This window comes from Sporacetigenium mesophilum DSM 16796 (assembly GCF_059569055.1).
In genome coordinates, this window is sequence record NZ_JCANUR010000010.1 from 1 (window position 1) to 16,164 (window position 16,164).

General features: G+C 32.2%; 15 protein-coding genes and 4 tRNA genes. All 19 read left to right on the forward strand.

Annotated features, from left to right (window positions below; genetic code table 11):
- Positions 1-2: 2 nt before the first annotated feature.
- The 19 genes from BS62_RS09170 (at position 3) to spoIID (ending at position 16,126) form a co-directional block, all read left to right on the forward strand.
- Positions 3-77: transfer RNA gene (locus BS62_RS09170), tRNA-Glu, on the forward strand.
- Positions 78-83: 6 nt separating this feature from the next.
- Positions 84-159, forward strand: a tRNA-Val gene (locus BS62_RS09175).
- 5 nt (positions 160-164) lie between these two features.
- Positions 165-241, forward strand: a tRNA-Asp gene (locus BS62_RS09180).
- A 5-nt stretch (positions 242-246) separates the two neighbouring features.
- Positions 247-321: transfer RNA gene (locus BS62_RS09185), tRNA-Gly, on the forward strand.
- Between the two features lie 418 nt (positions 322-739).
- Positions 740-1,528 carry a diadenylate cyclase CdaA gene (cdaA, locus tag BS62_RS09190; protein ID WP_496491056.1) on the forward strand — a complete coding sequence of 263 codons (789 nt, stop codon included), beginning with the start codon at positions 740-742 and terminating at the stop codon, positions 1,526-1,528.
- Entirely contained in the window at positions 1,525-2,712 is a 1,188-nt protein-coding gene (locus BS62_RS09195; RefSeq protein ID WP_496490970.1) for a CdaR family protein, read from the forward strand. The genes cdaA and BS62_RS09195 overlap by 4 nt, the downstream gene beginning before the upstream one ends.
- Before the next feature lie 133 nt (positions 2,713-2,845).
- Entirely contained in the window at positions 2,846-3,934 is a 1,089-nt protein-coding gene (gene buk, locus BS62_RS09200; protein ID WP_496490971.1) for a butyrate kinase, read from the forward strand.
- Positions 3,934-4,842, forward strand: a complete 909-nt coding sequence (gene ptb, locus BS62_RS09205) for a phosphate butyryltransferase (protein WP_496490972.1) — start codon at positions 3,934-3,936, stop codon at positions 4,840-4,842. The genes buk (BS62_RS09200) and ptb overlap by 1 nt, the downstream gene beginning before the upstream one ends.
- A gap of 26 nt (positions 4,843-4,868) precedes the next feature.
- A complete protein-coding gene (buk, locus tag BS62_RS09210; RefSeq protein ID WP_496490973.1) occupies positions 4,869-5,948 on the forward strand; it encodes a butyrate kinase in 1,080 nt (359 codons plus the stop codon).
- Between the two features lie 37 nt (positions 5,949-5,985).
- Entirely contained in the window at positions 5,986-6,663 is a 678-nt protein-coding gene (locus BS62_RS09215; protein WP_496490974.1) for an ATP-binding protein, read from the forward strand.
- 48 nt (positions 6,664-6,711) lie between these two features.
- Positions 6,712-6,930, forward strand: coding sequence for a 4Fe-4S dicluster domain-containing protein (locus BS62_RS09220; protein WP_496490975.1), 219 nt, complete (start codon positions 6,712-6,714; stop codon positions 6,928-6,930).
- Positions 6,931-6,948: 18 nt separating this feature from the next.
- Positions 6,949-8,010, forward strand: a complete 1,062-nt coding sequence (locus BS62_RS09225) for a 3-methyl-2-oxobutanoate dehydrogenase subunit VorB (protein WP_496490976.1) — start codon at positions 6,949-6,951, stop codon at positions 8,008-8,010.
- Positions 8,010-8,762, forward strand: coding sequence for a thiamine pyrophosphate-dependent enzyme (locus BS62_RS09230; RefSeq protein WP_496490977.1), 753 nt, complete (start codon positions 8,010-8,012; stop codon positions 8,760-8,762). The genes BS62_RS09225 and BS62_RS09230 overlap by 1 nt, the downstream gene beginning before the upstream one ends.
- Before the next feature lies 1 nt (position 8,763).
- Positions 8,764-9,309 (forward strand): 2-oxoacid:ferredoxin oxidoreductase subunit gamma family protein, encoded by a 546-nt coding sequence (locus BS62_RS09235; protein WP_496490978.1) that lies wholly within the window; start codon positions 8,764-8,766, stop codon positions 9,307-9,309.
- 171 nt (positions 9,310-9,480) lie between these two features.
- The gene (gene glmM / locus BS62_RS09240; RefSeq protein WP_496490979.1) at positions 9,481-10,827 is read left to right on the forward strand and encodes a phosphoglucosamine mutase; all 1,347 of its coding nucleotides are present in this window, start codon (positions 9,481-9,483) and stop codon (positions 10,825-10,827) included.
- A 242-nt stretch (positions 10,828-11,069) separates the two neighbouring features.
- Positions 11,070-12,896, forward strand: a complete 1,827-nt coding sequence (gene glmS, locus BS62_RS09245) for a glutamine--fructose-6-phosphate transaminase (isomerizing) (RefSeq protein ID WP_496490980.1) — start codon at positions 11,070-11,072, stop codon at positions 12,894-12,896.
- Between the two features lie 113 nt (positions 12,897-13,009).
- Positions 13,010-13,753, forward strand: a complete 744-nt coding sequence (locus BS62_RS09250; RefSeq protein WP_496490981.1) for a YwmB family TATA-box binding protein — start codon at positions 13,010-13,012, stop codon at positions 13,751-13,753.
- Positions 13,754-13,769: 16 nt separating this feature from the next.
- Positions 13,770-15,023, forward strand: coding sequence for a UDP-N-acetylglucosamine 1-carboxyvinyltransferase (gene murA, locus BS62_RS09255; RefSeq protein ID WP_496490982.1), 1,254 nt, complete (start codon positions 13,770-13,772; stop codon positions 15,021-15,023).
- A gap of 68 nt (positions 15,024-15,091) precedes the next feature.
- Positions 15,092-16,126 carry a stage II sporulation protein D gene (spoIID, locus tag BS62_RS09260; protein WP_496490983.1) on the forward strand — a complete coding sequence of 345 codons (1,035 nt, stop codon included), beginning with the start codon at positions 15,092-15,094 and terminating at the stop codon, positions 16,124-16,126.
- Positions 16,127-16,164: the final 38 nt, after the last annotated feature.

The following is a 16,164-nucleotide window of genomic DNA, read 5'->3' on the forward strand; positions in this document are numbered from 1 at the left end:
AAGGCCCATTGGTCAAGCGGTCAAGACACCGCCCTTTCACGGCGGTAACAGGGGTTCGATTCCCCTATGGGTCACCAAAATTTGGGATTATAGCTCAGCTGGGAGAGCACCTGCCTTACAAGCAGGGGGTCACAGGTTCGAGCCCTGTTAATCCCACCATTTGCGGCCTGGTAGTTCAGTTGGTTAGAATGCCAGCCTGTCACGCTGGAGGTCGAGGGTTCGAGTCCCTTCCAGGTCGCCAAAAATGCGGGAGTAGTTCAGTGGTAGAGCGCAACCTTGCCAAGGTTGAAGTCGCGAGTTCGAATCTCGTCTCCCGCTCCAATTATATGTGCCTGTAGCTCAGCTGTATAGAGCAACGCCATTCTAAGGCATGTGTCCGGGTTCGAATTCCTGCCGGCACGCCAGTAAAAAAGAGTTTCACTCATGTGAAACTCTTTTTTAATTACAAGGATATTATAATTTATCCGGTATATGGATAAGTTATAATATCGAACTGATAGATTTGAGCAACGGACCTGTTTTTCAAGGTTGTTAGCGACATGAGCGAAGTTAATTTTTTAATTACTAAGAAATTACAGGCTATTTCATTTGTAAATAATAAATTTTAAATAAATTGAATTTAGTATTGTAATTATATTATAATATTTAATATATGTGTTAAATAGATATAAAACAGGAGGATTAAAAAGTGTCTAATATAAATGCCATTTGGTATGATTTAACAAGTCTTATATTCAATATGGGTATAACAGACATTATAGATATCGCTATTGTATGTTATATTTGTTATAAAATATTTATGTTTATAAAGGATACAAGAGCCGAGCAGGTTTTAAAAGGAATGTTATTTTTACTTGTAACTACAAAGGCAAGTGAAATTTTACAACTGCACACTTTGAATTGGATATTAGTATATACTCTAGAGGTGGGAGTTATAGCATTTTTAATTATATTCCAGCCGGAATTAAGAGCAGGACTTGAACATATAGGTAGAACACGATTTAGCTTTATAGGAAAGAATAGTATTAGTATCTCAGAGGATGAGTTAAAACAAAATATTGAAGAAATGGTAGAAGCGATATACTCTCTTTCAAGACAAAAGATAGGAGCCTTAATAGTTATAGAGAGAGAAACAAAGATAGGTGAAATAATTAACACAGGAACAATAATAGACGGAGAGATATCTACACAGTTGCTTATAAATATATTCATACCGAATACGCCTTTACATGATGGAGCAGTAGTAATAAGAGGTGATAAGATAAAGGCAGCGGCTTGTTTCTTACCATTAACTGAAAGTAAAGACTTAAGCAAAGACCTTGGCACTAGACATAGAGCTGCAATAGGGATAAGCGAAATATCTGATTGTTTAGCTCTTACAGTATCAGAAGAGACAGGTGCGGTATCTGTTGCTAAATCAGGCAAACTATATAGAAATTTATCTAAAGAAAGATTAACAAATATATTACGTAGTAATCTGAAATTTAACGATGAAAAAAGTTTTTTCAAAGGTGGTATATTTAAATGATAAATAAATTAAAACATAATACACGTATAAAGATAATATCTTTATTCAGTGCAGTAGTTTTATGGTTGTATGTTATGACTGTTGTAGATCCTGTTATAGTTCAATCATACAAAGATGTATCTGTTAATATAACTAATATGGATGATATAAAAAATAATAATTTATCCATATACTCTACTTCAGATCTAAATACGGACATATACATAAAAGGCAGAATGTCATCACTAAAAAGAATAAAGAAATCAGATATATATATACATGGAAATGTAGACCAGCCAAAAGATGGGAAAAACATTGTGGATCTAAAAGCGGATTTACCTAATGGAGCAACTTATCAACTTAATCCACAAATGATAACTGTAGATTTAGAAAAGGAAATTAGTATTAATAAAGAGATAGAAATAAAAGTAGAAGGAAAAATGGCTAATGAAATAGGTGATATACAAACTAGTAAGAGAACTACACGTGTATCTGGGCCTAAAAGTTTAGTTTCAAAGGTTGATAAAGTAGTAGGAGTTTTAAAGGTAGAAGACAAAGTAGAAAAAATTTCGTCTAAGGTATACATAAAAGCAGTAGACATATATGGAAAAGAAATAAAAAATATAGATATACAAGATTATTCTATTATAGTTGATGCAACTGTGTTGAAATCAAAACAAGTAGCAGTAAATATAAAACTTGATGGAAATTTACCTGATGGATATGAATTAAAGGAATATAAATTAAGTCAACAAAATATACAAATAAGAGGCAAAGAAGATGTTTTAGCTGAAATCGATGCTATAAATACAGAGCCAATAAACTTAAATAATATTTCTAAAGATACTAATATAGATATAAAATTACAATTGCCAAAGGGAGTTTTGTCAAATAGTAAATATATATCTGTGAATATAGATATATCTAAAGACATGACTAATACATTTGAGATACCTAAAGGGGATGTTTCTTTTATAAATAATAGTGGAAATATAGCTACAAGTAAAAATAATCTTCCAGATAAGATAAAGGTAACTATAACCTACTCAGATGAAATAGAAAGGTTAAATAGTAGTGATATAAAACTATATGTTGACCTAGCAGATAATTCCATAGGAGATAATAAGTATAAAATAAAGTACAATATACCATATGAGTTAAATAAAATAAATATAGAGCCTGAAAACGTTACGATAGTTCAATAATAGACAAGTAACCTTAAGATGCGACAAAAAAGGGATTCAAAATATGTCCTTTTGTGTTGCATCTTTTTTGATTTAGGTATATTATAGAGGTATAAAGTATACAGAAAAAAAGAAAACTATTAAAGAGGGAATAATGATGAAAAGGGAATATGTTTTAGTTATAAACCCAGGATCGACATCTACAAAAGTATCACTATTCAAATCTTCAGAAAACGTTATTCAAGAAAATATAAATCACTCTTCTGAAGAAATCTCAAAATATGAAAAAATATACGATCAACTAGATATGAGAAGAAATACCATATTGGAATGGATCAATGAAAAAGGTTATTCTATATCACAGTTAATTGCTGTTGTTGGTAGAGGTGGTCTTTTAAGATCTATGCCAGGGGGAACATATAAAGTTACAGAAAAAATGTTAGATGATTTAAAAATAGGTGTACAAGGTGAACATGCTTCAAACCTAGGAGGATTAATAGCAAAATCAATAGGAGATCTAGAGAATATAGAAAGTTATATAGTAGATCCTGTTGCTGTTGATGAATTTGAAGATGTTGCTAGAATATCAGGAATACCTGATATAGAAAGAAAATCATTAGGACATGCACTTAATATAAAAGCAGTCGGAAGAAGAGTAGCCCAATCACTGGGGGAAGACTTTGATAATATAAATATGATAGTTGCACATTTAGGTGGGGGCATAAGTATAGCGCCTCTTAAAAATGGCAAGGCAATAGATTATAACAATGCAAATGAAATGGGTCCATTTTCTCCAGAAAGAACTGGCGGATTACCTGTTGGAGACTTAACTAAATTGTGTTTTAGTGGAAAATATACAGAAAAAGAAATAAAATCAAAGCTAAGAGGTAAAGGCGGTCTTACAGCATATCTAGGCACTAATGACGCAAGAGAAGTCATGAAAATGATAGAAGATGGAGATAATAATGCAGAATTAGTATTTAATGCTATGGGATATCAAATAGGAAAAGAAATTGGTGCTATGGCTACAGTGTTAAACGGAGAAGCTAAAGCAATCGTTATAACAGGTGGACTTGCCTATTCAGAATATTTAACTAATTATATAAAGAATATGGTAGAGTTTATAGCTCCAGTCTACATAGAGCCTGGTGAAGATGAAATGAGAGCATTAAACGAAGGTGCTCTTAGAGTCATAAATAATGAAGAAATAGCCAAAATATATGAACATGAGGTGAGACTGTAATGAAAAGTTTTTCAGAGGTAATAAAATTTGCAAGAGAAAGAGGCCCTAAAACTATATCAGTAGCTTGTTCTCAAGATAAAGAAGTTTTAATGGCTGTAGAAATGGCTAGAAAAGAAGGAATAGCTAATGCTATATTAGTTGGAGATATAGAGAAAACTAAAGAAATAGCTAATGAAATAGGTATAGATCTAAATAACTACGAGTTAATAGAGGAAAAAGACTTAGCATTAGCATCTAGAAAAGCTGTTGAACTAGTATCTACTGGTAAGGCTCATATGGTTATGAAGGGGCTTGTTGATACATCTATAATATTAAAGGCTGTATTAGATAAAGAAATAGGACTTAGAACAGGTAGTGTACTAAGTCATGTTGCTGTGTTTGATGTGCCAGGATATGATAGACTGTTCTTTGTAACTGATGCAGCAATGAACCTAGCTCCAGACTTACAAGCTAAAAAACTAATAATTGAAAATGCTTGTCAAATAGCCAATGCATTAGATATAGAAGAACCAAAAGTAGCTGTTATATGTGCTAAGGAAAAAGTTAATCCTAAAATGCCTGACACAGTAGATGCAAAAGCATTAGAAGATATGTGTAATTCAGGAGAAATAAAAGGATGCTTAGTTGGTGGTCCATTTGCCTTAGACAATGCTGTATCAGTAGAAGCGGCTAAACATAAGGGAATAGATCATCCAGTTGCAGGTAAGGCAGATATACTTTTAGCTCCAGATATAGAAGCTGGAAATATATTATACAAATCAATGGTATTCTTTGGTAACTCTAAAAATGCAGGAGTTATAGTTGGTGCAAAAGCTCCAATAATATTAACATCTAGAGCAGATAATGAAGAAACAAAACTAAACTCTATAGCACTAGGCGTATTAATTGCGGCTAAGGCTACAAACTAATATATTCAACGGGAGGAAACACCAATATGAAAGATGTATTCAGAATACTTACTATTAACCCAGGTTCGACTTCTACTAAAATAGCTGTATATGACAACGAAACAGAAGTATTTGAAAAAACTTTAAGACATTCAGCAGAAGAAATAGGTCAATATGCTAAAATAGCAGATCAATTTGAGTTCAGAAAAAATGTTATAGAAGATGCTTTAAATGAAGCTAATATCAAAGCAGAAGAATTAGATGCTGTTGTTGGTAGAGGTGGACTTTTAAGACCTATAAAGGGTGGAACTTATGCAGTAAGCAAAAACATGACGCATGATTTAATGGAAGGACCAAGAGAACATGCTTCTAACTTAGGTGGGGTAATAGCTAAAGAAATAGCTGATTCAGTTAATATACCATCATATATAGTAGATCCAGTTGTTGTAGATGAATTAAGTGATGTAGCTAGAATATCTGGTATGCCAGAACTAGAAAGAGTTAGTATATTCCACGCATTAAACCAAAAAGCAATTGCAAGAAGAGCAGCTAAGGAAATGGGAAAATCATATGCTGAATCTAACTTTGTAGTAGCTCACTTAGGTGGTGGTGTATCTGTTGGTGCACATGAAAATGGAAGAGTTGTAGAAGTTGCAAATGCATTAGATGGTGAAGGACCATTCTCTCCAGAAAGAAGTGGAGGACTTCCTGTTGGAGATTTAGCAAAAATGTGCTTTAGTGGAGAATACACGCTAGATGAAATAAAGAAGAAGATAACTGGTAAAGGTGGATTAGTAGCATACCTTGGAACTAGTGATGGTAGAGATGTAGAAGCTATGATAGAAGCAGGAGATAAAAAAGCTGAATTAGTTTATGAAGCTATGGCTTATCAAGTTGCAAAAGAAATAGGAGCTTGTGCTGCTGTACTAAAAGGTAATGTTGATGCTATATTAATAACTGGAGGAATATCTTACTCTAAGATGTTCGTAGACATGATAAAAGAAAGAGTAGCATTCATAGCAGACATAAAGGTATATCCAGGTGAAGATGAAATGTTAGCTTTAGCACAAGGTGGACTTAGAGTTCTTAAAGGTGAAGAAGAAGCTCAAATATATCCTGAAGCATAGGATTTAATATAAAAGACACACTTTAGTAGGTGATTATATGATAACTGATGATAAAAGAATAAGAATCATTACAGGACATTATGGAAGTGGAAAATCAGAATTTTCCATGAACTATATAACTAAATTAAGAGAATTAGTCGATGGCAAAGTTGCTATTGCAGATTTAGATGTAGTTAATGTATACTTTAGAACTAGAGAAAAAAGAGAACTTCTTGAGTCTAAAGGAATAACAGTAATAGATAGTTCAGTAAAGGCTTCAACTTTAGATCTTCCAGCAGTATCTCCTCAAATAGCATCTACAGCAGGTAACCCAAATTATAATTACCTAATGGATGTAGGTGGAGACTCTGTAGGAGCAAGGGTTCTTGGAAGATTCAGTAGTCATATAACAAATGAAGATTATGATATGTTCTTTGTAATCAATGCAAATAGAGAAGAAACTACTACACCTGAACAGGTAATAGAACATATAAGATCTATAGAAAATACTTCTAAGTTAAAGGTTACAGGACTTATAAATAATACACATCTTGTAAGAGAAACAACTATAGATGATGTATTAAAAGGACAAGAACTAGCTAAAAAAGTATCTAGCATGACAAACATACCAATAAAATATGTTGCATGTCTAGAAACTTTTATAGATAAATTACCTCAAAATATAGAGGGCCAAGTATTCCCTATAAAGTTATATATGAGGGATCCTTGGATGTAAGTAATATACTACTAATATATACTACTATAATAGTAAGGAGGTCTAGTAATGGCTAAAGGAAAAGTTACTTTCAATGAAGATATTTGTAAAGGTTGTGAGCTTTGTGTAGCTGTATGTCCAGTTAAAATAATATCTCTGGACAAAGAAAAGATGAACAAAAAAGGGTATAATCCTGCAACTGTAAAAGAAATGGACAAGTGTATAGCATGTCAAAGCTGTGCTTTAATGTGTCCAGATGTAGTTATAACAGTAGAAAAAATAGACTAATAGATAGGGGGAAAAAAAATGGCTAAGATATTAATGAAAGGTAACGAAGCTATAGGTAAAGCAGCTATAGAAGCTGGTTGTAAATATTTCTTCGGTTACCCAATAACACCTCAAAATGAATTACCTGAATATATGGCAAAGGAATTACCAAAGATAGACGGTGCTTTCGTTCAAGCTGAATCAGAAGTAGCTGCTATAAACATGGTTTATGGTGGTGCTGGTTCTGGAGCTAGAGTTATGACTTCATCATCTTCTCCTGGTATAGCCTTAAAGCAAGAAGGTATAACATATATAGCTGGTGCTGAACTTCCATGTGTTATAGTTAACATAATGAGAGGTGGGCCAGGACTTGGTGGAATACAACCATCACAAGCTGACTACTTTATGTCAACAAGAGGAGGAGGAAACGGAGACTACAGAACTCCAGTTTACGCTCCTGCTACAATTCAAGAAGCTGTTGATATGACTATGGAAGCTTTCAATGTTGCTGATTACTACAGAACTCCAGTTATGATAGTTGCTGATGGTATGATAGGACAAATGATGGAGCCAGTTGAATTTAATGCTCCAAAAGCTAGAAATTTAGAAGCAAAAACTTGGGCTACAACAGGTACTAAAGGAGAAAGAAAACCTAATGTAATAAACTCTTTATACTTAGATGCTCAACAATTAGAAGATCACAACATCAAATTAGATGCTAAATACAAAGAAATAGAAGCTAATGAAACTCAATACGAAATGTACCAAACTGAAGATGCTGAATTAGTATTTGTTGCATACGGAACTACTTCAAGAATAGTTAAAAATGCTGTTGTAGCATTAAGAGCAGAAGGAGTAAAAGCTGGTCTTATAAGACCTAAGACATTATGGCCATTCCCATGGAAAGCTTTTGATGAAATACCTGCAGCTAAAGACTTATTAACTGTAGAAATGAGTATGGGACAGATGATAGATGACGTTAAATTAGCTATCGCTGGAAAACTTCCAGTTCACTTCTTCGGTAGAACTGGTGGTATAATACCAACTCCAGACGAAATAGCTGATAAAGCTAAAGAAATAGTAAATGGGGGTGCTAAATAATGGCAGTTTTATTTCAAAAAACTCAAGGTTTAACAGATAAGCAAACTCACTACTGTCCAGGATGTACTCATGGTTTAATACACAGACTAGTAGGTGAAGTTTTAGAAGAACTAAACGTATTAGGTGATGCTATAGGAGTTGCTCCAGTTGGATGTTCAGTTTTAGCTTATGATTACTTCAACTGTGACATGCATGAAGCATCTCACGGTAGAGCACCAGCAGTTGCTACTGGTGTTAAGAGAGTTCACCCTGATAAAGTAGTATTTACTTATCAAGGAGATGGAGACTTAGCTTCTATTGGTATGGCTGAAATAGTTCATGCTGCTGCTAGAGGAGAAAAAATAACTACTATATTCGTAAACAATGCTATATATGGAATGACTGGTGGACAAATGGCTCCAACTACATTAGTTGGCCAAAAAGCTACTACAGCTCCTACTGGTAGAAATTTAGAAACTCAAGGTTCTCCAATAAAAGTATCTGAAATGTTATCTACTTTAGATAGAGCAGTATTTGTAGAAAGAGTTTCTGTTGATACACCAGCTAACGTAAGAAAAGCTAAAAAAGCTATAAAGAAAGCTTTTGAAGTTCAATTATCTGGATTAGGATTTGGTATAGTAGAAGTATTATCTACATGTCCAACTAACTGGGGTATGCATCCAGTAGATTCATTACAATGGTTAAGAGATAACATGATGCCTAAATACCCATTAGGAAATTTCAAAGATATTACTAATGAGGGGGCGAAATAATATGGCAGTTAATAAAGTTATATGTGCAGGATTTGGTGGACAAGGTGTAATGTCTATGGGCCAATTATTAACATATGCAGGTATGTTAGAAGGTAAAGAAGTTTCTTGGTTACCATCTTATGGACCAGAAATGCGTGGGGGAACAGCTAACTGTGCAGTTATAGTATCTGATACTCCAGTTGGATCTCCAGTTATAACTAATGATGCTACAAGCGCAGTAGTTATGAACTTACCTTCATTAATAAAATTCGAAAATGATGTAGTTGCTGGTGGTAATATATTAGTAAATACTTCATTAATAGAGCAAAAAGTTGAAAGAACTGACGTAACAGCTTACTATATACCAGCTAATGAATTAGCAGCTGAACTTGGAAACCCAAAAGTTGCTAACATGATTATGTTAGGTGCTTTCCTTGAAGTAAACAAAGCTGTAGAAACTGAATCAGTTTTAGACGCTTTCAAAAAAGTTTTCGGACCAAGCAAAGAAAAGTTTGTTCCATTAAACAGAGAAGCATTATTAAAAGGTGCTGAAGCTGTAAGAAAATAGTTAAATATAAAAGGCAATAACTCATTTGAGTTATTGCCTTTTTTTATATATTGTTAATATTTATACAAACTTTGCAAAGTAACTATATCATTGATTTATTCATAATATATATGGTATTATTACTAAGTATGATATTATGCATTGTTTCTTTTTTTGAAAGGAGATTTCTCAATGAGAAAATATTTTGGTACAGATGGAGTAAGAGGAATAGCTAATACTGAATTAACTTGCGACCTTGCATATAAATTAGGAAGAGCTGGTGGCTATGTTCTTTCAAAGGGAAAGAAAAACTTAAAGGTTGTAGTTGGAAAAGATACTAGAATATCAGGGGATATGTTAGAAGCTGCTCTTATAGCAGGGATAATGTCTGTAGGAGGCAATGTAGTGTGTGTTGGTGTAGCGCCTACTCCTGCCGTGGCTTATTTAACTAGACTATATGATGCTGATTGTGGTGTCGTTATATCTGCTTCTCATAATCCAGTAGAGTATAATGGAATAAAGTTCTTTAATAAAGATGGATATAAATTAGATGATGAAATAGAATTGAATATCGAAGAGTATATAGATAATTTAGATAAAATAGAATACTATCCCACTGGAAAAGAAGTCGGAACTAAGGTTTATAAGCACGATGCAATAAAAGACTATACAAACTTTTTAAAGTCAACAATAGATGTTGATTTCAGCAATTTAAAAGTGGTATTAGACTGTGCAAATGGAGCAGCTTATGAATCAGCTCCTATAATATTTGAAGAACTAGGAGCAAAGGTTATAGCAATAAATAATAATCCAGATGGGAATAATATAAATCTGAACTGTGGCTCAACTCATCCAAAAGGGTTACAAGAAGAAGTAATAAAAAATAATGCTGATATAGGTCTTGCATACGATGGAGATGCCGATAGATTAATTGCTGTAAATGAAAAGGGTCAAATTGTAGATGGAGACCATATAATGATATTGAGCGCATTATCTCTAAAAAAACAAAACAAATTGGCTAAGGATACTTTAGTTGTAACAGTTATGAGTAACATAGGACTTATTATAGCGGCAAAAGAGAATAATATAAATCTTGCAACAACATCAGTTGGAGACAGGTATGTATTAGAAGAAATGAAAAAAAGTGGTTATAATTTAGGAGGAGAACAATCAGGACATATGATATTCCTAGATTATAATACTACAGGAGATGGAATACTAAGTTCTCTGATATTATCATCAATAGTAGCTAAAGAAAATAAATCATTATCAGAATTAGCATCTATTATGACTAATTACCCACAGGTGTTAGTAAATGCTAAGATAAAAAGTGAAAATAAAGATAAGTATATGGATGATCCTGAAATAAAGGCTGAAATAGAAAGAATAGAGTCTTTATTATCTGGTGAAGGAAGAGTATTGATAAGACCATCAGGAACAGAACCATTAGTAAGAGTAATGTTAGAGGGTAAAGAGGAAGGTCAATTAAGAGAATTAGCTACAAATTTAGCTAATCTTATACACAGTAAATTATCTTAATGATAATAATAGTGAATACACTATAGGTGTGTATTCACATATAAGCGCCAGGACTTAAAATATATTATTTTAAGTTGACGAGGACAGAGTTAATCGAGTAATCGGCGGATGCTCTGCGGTGTTTTACCACCGATAAAGACTTCACAAATAATACAAGTGATTGTATGGACAAATGAAGTTGGGTAAACTGACCTTTTCTCTTTTATTATATAATAATTATATTTTGAGGAGGAAAAATTGATATGTGTGGAATAGTTGGATATGTAGGATTTAGAGAGGCTACAGAAGTTCTTATAGAAGGGCTTTCTAAGCTTGAGTATAGAGGATATGACTCAGCTGGAGTATCAATAAATAGAAATGAAGAATTAGAAGTTAGAAAATTTAAAGGAAGATTAGCTGTATTAGCAGATGACCTAATACAAAATCCTATTAAGGGTTGTTTAGGCATAGGTCATACTAGATGGGCAACTCACGGTGCACCTTCAGATGTTAACTCACATCCGCATTCAAATATGGCTGGAACAATATCTGTAGTTCACAATGGTATAATAGAAAACTATATGGAGTTAAAAGAAGAATTAATGGCTCAAGGAGTAATATTTAAATCACAAACAGATACAGAGGTTGTAGCTCACTTAGTGGATAAATATTATGAAGGAAACTTATTAGAGGCTGTATATAAGGCGCTAGATAAACTAAGAGGGGCTTATGCATTAGGTGTTATTTGTAAGGACAATCCAGATGAACTTATAGCGGTTAGAAAGGATAGCCCATTAGTAGTTGGACTTGGAGAAAATGAGAACTTTATAGCATCTGATATACCAGCGATATTAAAATATACTAGAAATGTATACTTCTTAGAAAATGGAGAAGTTGTTCATTTAACTAAAGAGAATGTAAAAGTATACAATGAAAATAGAGAAGAAGTTAATAAAGATGTATTTAAAGTAACTTGGGATGTTGAAGCAGCATCAAAGGGTGGATATCCTCATTTTATGTTAAAAGAAATATATGAACAACCAAGTGGAGTAAAAGAAACATTAATAAGAAGATTAGATGAAAACGAAAATATAAAATTAGATGATATAAAAATGTCAAAAGAAGATTTAGATAAAATAAATAAGGTTTATATAATTGCATGTGGTACAGCTTTCCATGCAGGTTTAGTTGGGAAATATGCAATAGAAAAATTTGCTAAGATACCAGTTATAACTGATATAGCATCAGAATTTAGATATAGAGATGCATTTGTAGATGAAAACACTTTAGTGATAGTTGTTAGCCAATCTGGAGAAACTGCAGATACTTTAGCAGCGCTAAGAGAAGCTAAAGATAAAGGTGCTAGAATATTAGCTGTGACTAACGTTGTTGGGTCTTCTATAGCTAGGGAATCACATGATGTATTCTATACTTGGGCAGGACCAGAAATATCAGTTGCATCTACAAAAGCATATACAACACAATTAGTTTCTTTATACATGATAGCTTTAGATTTCGCTATAAAGAAAGGAACTATTACAAAAGAATTCTATAGAGATATGATAAATAAACTAAAAGATATGCCTTCAAAAGTAGATGAGGTGTTAAAGTTAGATGAGTATCTAAAAGAAGTAGCAGAGTCTATAAAAGAAGCTAATAGTGCCTTTTATTTAGGAAGAGGTCTTGATTATAATATAGCTATGGAAGGTGCTCTAAAAATAAAAGAAATATCTTATATACATGCAGAAGCATTTGCAGCTGGAGAATTAAAACATGGAACAATAGCCTTAATAGAAAAAAATACTCCAGTTATAGCAATAGCTAGTCAAGAAAATTTATTTGAAAAAATGGTTTCAAACATGCAGGAAGTTAAAGCTAGAGGAGCTTATGTAATAGCAATTGCTCAAGAAGGAAATAAAGAAGTAGAAAATGCTGCGGACAAAGTAATATATATACCAAAAGTAGATGATATATTATCTAGTATATTAACTGTTATACCTCTTCAGCTGTTATCTTATCATGTGTCAGTTATAAGAGGCTGTGATGTAGATAAACCTAGAAATTTAGCAAAATCAGTAACAGTTGAATAATATTTTTAATAAGCAACAATAATATTAAGTTTATATAATATAAAATAATGTATAACCTCCTTAAAAGTGTCAATAATTAAAATATAATTATTGATTTTTAAGGGGGTATTTTCATGAAAAAGCTTTTTAGTATATCTATTGTGTTAATATTATTTTTCGGAATAATAAATTCTTATGCAGGCAATAGTGAAAATTACGGATATGATAATTTAATAAGTACATTTGAAAAGAGTAATTCAAAATTTAAATATTACAATATGAAGGCATCGATAAATATAGATAAAAATTTAAATTTACAAGAGATGAAAGATATAGCCATAAAATTAAATCAAGAATTGGGATTTAGTGAGGATAGTGTTAAGTGGGGTCAAATTACAGAAGAAGGACTAAATCAAATTTATGCTCAATCGGCTAAAGATAATATGAATATGTCAGTTATTATAGAAAATAATCCCAAAGAAAATAAAGGAGAATCTTATATAATAGTTGACATAAATGAAAATAAAGTATATAAAAATATAGTGGGCAATTATGCTAAGCTTCAAAAAAGCTTAGAAAAGTATTCAGACAAAGTAGATATATATACTTGTTTAATAGGAGAATACGATAAAAAAATAACTTTAAATATAAGTAATAATATAATTACAAATATATTAAACAATTTAAACGCAAAAGAGATAGAAAGAATAGAAGATGATAATTTTATGTCTATAACGGCATATAGCAAAAAGTTAAATGGAACAAACATACAATACCTTGGGAAAAAAGTTAATTTAAATATTGGAATGAGATACAGCGAATATGACCAGAAAACACTTATATACGTTGCGACTCCATTGATAAGACTAGATTACTAAGAAAGGAATGAAATTTATGGCTAAAATACTTGTAAAAAGAAGTAACCCACTTAAGGGTTCAGTTAAAATAGATGGTGCAAAAAATGCAGTTTTGCCTATAATAGCGGCTACTCTGTTAGCTAAAGGAACATCAACTATAAAAGGGGTTCCAGATTTAAAAGATGTACATGTTATATCTGATTTATTAAGACATCTAGGAGCTGAGGTAGAGTATAATGGCAATACTTTAACAGTAGATGCAACTAACTTAAATACATGTGAGGCTCCTTATGAGTTAGTAAGAAAGATGAGGGCTTCATTTTTAGTTATGGGTCCATTACTTGCTAGATTTAATAGTACAAAGGTATCTATGCCTGGAGGCTGTGCAATAGGTACTAGACCTATAGACCTACATCTAAAGGGATTTAAGGCTTTAGGTGCTGAGGTTATAATGGAACATGGATTTGTTGAAACAAAAACTGATAAACTTGTTGGAGCTAAATTATATTTAGACTTCCCTTCTGTTGGAGCTACGGAAAATATAATGATGGCAGCAACTTTAGCTGAGGGAACAACTATAATAGAGAATGTAGCAGAAGAACCAGAAATAGTAGACTTAGCAAATTTCTTAAATGAAATGGGAGCTAATATAAAAGGTGCAGGTACTAATACAATAAGAATAAAAGGTGTAAAAGAGCTAAAAGGAACTACGCATACAGTTATACCAGATAGAATAGAAGCTGCTACGTATATGGTTGCAGCAGCTATGACTAAAGGAGATATAACAATAGAAAATGTAATTCTAGAGCATTTAAAGCCGGTTATAGCAAAGTTAAAGGAAGCTGGTTGTGAAGTTATTGAAATGGAAAATAGCGTTAGGGTTATAGGGCCTGAAGTTATAAGACCAATAGATATAAAGACATTACCACATCCAGGGTTCCCAACAGATGTACAGGCACAATTTATGGCTATGTTAACTGTAGCTAATGGAACAGGTGTTGTAATAGAAACTGTTTTCGAAAATAGATTTATGCACGTTGCTGAATTCAATAGAATGGGAGCAGATATAAAGATTGAAGGAAGAAGTGCTGTAGTTCATGGAGTAAAACAACTACATGGTTCTAATGTAAATGCAACGGATTTAAGAGCAGGTGCTGCACTTATATTATGTGGGCTTTTAGCTGAAGGTGAAACTACAATTGGAGAAATATATCACATACAAAGAGGCTATGTAGATATAGATAAAAAAATTAGAGCATTAGGTGGAAATATAGAAATAATAGAAGACTAGAAATGTGATATTTTATTAGGGTTGTTCATATACTTTACTGATTAGAAACTATCTAAGGAGGAAAGTATATGAAGAACCCTTTATTAATTTTAGTATACTCAATAATAATTATGGTGGCTGTACCTATAATATTGAGTATAACCGTATATGATGATAAGGATGAATTTAAGATTAATACGAAAAGCCAGAAATCTAAAGAAGATACAGAATATGTAGAAAACAATATATATGAAAAAATAAATAAGGAATCTCCAAAAATAAAGGTTTATAATCATAAAGAAGGTAAAGTTGAGACTATAGATATAGAAGAATACTTATATAGTGTAGTTGCAGGTGAAATGCCTTCAGATTTTGATGAAGAAGCTCTAAAGGCTCAAGCAGTTGCAGCAAGAACATATGTATATTACAAAAAAGAACATAATTCAAACAAAGACCCTAAACATAAGGGCGCAGATGTTTGTACTGATTTCAATCATTGTCAAGAATTCCTAAGTGAAAAAGAATTGAAAAGAAGTCATGGGGACAAATGGATGAAAAATTCTTGGACAAAAATTAAGAAAGCTGTAAATGATACAAGAGGACAAATACTAGTGTATAATGATAAAGCTATATTGCCAATGTACTTTTCAACAGCAGCAGGAAAAACAGAAAATAGTGAAGAGGTATTTAGTAGCAAAGAGCCATATTTAAGATCTGTTGCAAGTCCATATGATAAATCATCACCTAAATATATATCTAATTTAAAAATAACTAAAAATGAATTTATAAAACATATAAAAAAATCATATAACATAAATTTATCTATTTCTACACTAAACTCTGATATAAAAATTCTAAAGAGAACAGAGGGCGGTTCTGTAGAGAAGATAAAAATAGGAGAAAAACAAATAAGTGGAAGAGATATGAGAAATCTATTTAAATTAAATTCTACTAATTTTGATATAAGCATAAAAAGTGATTATATAGATATTTTAGTTAAGGGCTATGGACATGGTGTTGGAATGAGCCAATGGGGAGCTGATGGAATGGCTGATGCAGGCTATGAATATTATAAGATACTTAAACACTACTACACTGGAGCAGACATAGAAGATAAATATTAAGAGTAATATCATATAAAATGGAAAAGTATTAATACTTT

Bases quoted from the DNA above. Each gene is read 5' to 3' on its own strand.
- glmM (WP_496490979.1), top strand. From the start codon at position 9,481: ATGAGAAAATATTTTGGTACAGATGGAGTAAGAGGAATAGCTAATACT.
- cdaA (WP_496491056.1), top strand. From the start codon at position 740: ATGGGTATAACAGACATTATAGATATCGCTATTGTATGTTATATTTGT.
- buk (WP_496490971.1), top strand. From the start codon at position 2,846: ATGATGAAAAGGGAATATGTTTTAGTTATAAACCCAGGATCGACATCT.
- glmS (WP_496490980.1), top strand. From the start codon at position 11,070: ATGTGTGGAATAGTTGGATATGTAGGATTTAGAGAGGCTACAGAAGTT.
- BS62_RS09225 (WP_496490976.1), top strand. From the start codon at position 6,949: ATGGCTAAGATATTAATGAAAGGTAACGAAGCTATAGGTAAAGCAGCT.
- BS62_RS09235 (WP_496490978.1), top strand. From the start codon at position 8,764: ATGGCAGTTAATAAAGTTATATGTGCAGGATTTGGTGGACAAGGTGTA.
- BS62_RS09230 (WP_496490977.1), top strand. From the start codon at position 8,010: ATGGCAGTTTTATTTCAAAAAACTCAAGGTTTAACAGATAAGCAAACT.
- murA (WP_496490982.1), top strand. From the start codon at position 13,770: ATGGCTAAAATACTTGTAAAAAGAAGTAACCCACTTAAGGGTTCAGTT.
- BS62_RS09195 (WP_496490970.1), top strand. From the start codon at position 1,525: ATGATAAATAAATTAAAACATAATACACGTATAAAGATAATATCTTTA.
- ptb (WP_496490972.1), top strand. From the start codon at position 3,934: ATGAAAAGTTTTTCAGAGGTAATAAAATTTGCAAGAGAAAGAGGCCCT.
- BS62_RS09215 (WP_496490974.1), top strand. From the start codon at position 5,986: ATGATAACTGATGATAAAAGAATAAGAATCATTACAGGACATTATGGA.
- spoIID (WP_496490983.1), top strand. From the start codon at position 15,092: ATGAAGAACCCTTTATTAATTTTAGTATACTCAATAATAATTATGGTG.
- BS62_RS09250 (WP_496490981.1), top strand. From the start codon at position 13,010: ATGAAAAAGCTTTTTAGTATATCTATTGTGTTAATATTATTTTTCGGA.
- buk (WP_496490973.1), top strand. From the start codon at position 4,869: ATGAAAGATGTATTCAGAATACTTACTATTAACCCAGGTTCGACTTCT.
- BS62_RS09220 (WP_496490975.1), top strand. From the start codon at position 6,712: ATGGCTAAAGGAAAAGTTACTTTCAATGAAGATATTTGTAAAGGTTGT.